1 pseudogene is annotated in these 590 nt (G+C 47.1%); it reads right to left on the minus strand.

Features of this window, described 5'->3' with window-relative positions:
- A pseudogene (locus L691_RS0102655) lies at positions 1-315 on the minus strand (transposase); the annotation flags it as partial.
- Positions 316-590: the final 275 nt, after the last annotated feature.

Below are 590 nucleotides of genomic sequence, written 5' to 3' on the forward strand. Positions count from 1 at the left end.
GAGAAGAAGACCTTTGTATGTCTCTACAACAGACGTTAAATCCTTTTTTACGTCAGGGGTCAGAGAAGCACGAAGTAAGGTGAGATACCATTCGTACAGACGCATGGCATGACGTTCCGAGGTCGGAATTCCTCGCTCTTTTAAGGCTTCAGAGATTTCGGTAACCGTCCTATGCTGCTTGAAACGCATGACGCCTACAAGGGCCAACACGGCGTAGGCGTACGAAGTATATTTTAAACAGAGCGCATCGGCCTCTGCCGAGGTGAAATATCGTTCCGGTTTCCCGCAAGCTGCATTCGGACAGTGGTATGCCATATTCCAGGCCTCCAGAATTCCGTCCAGAGTCGCTACAATTTTATGCGAAGCGGTATGGTGCCTTTTCAGTCGTCCCACAGTCAGGACAATGTGTAAGTTCCGGTCGAAAATAAACTCGTTTCTCAGGTGTCAGTCGATTTTTAGGTAAGCCCCTGTTAGGTTTCATGATGATCCCTCCAGAACTTGTCTTACCCTCTATTACCCATTTTCTGGGGTGTTAGCTTTTTAATCAACGGTAGTTTTTTTTTACCCGCACTTTCATGATTGGCGGGACA

The sequence above is a fragment of the Paenibacillus zanthoxyli JH29 genome (genome assembly GCF_000520715.1).
Lineage (GTDB): Bacteria > Bacillota > Bacilli > Paenibacillales > Paenibacillaceae > Paenibacillus_AQ > Paenibacillus_AQ zanthoxyli.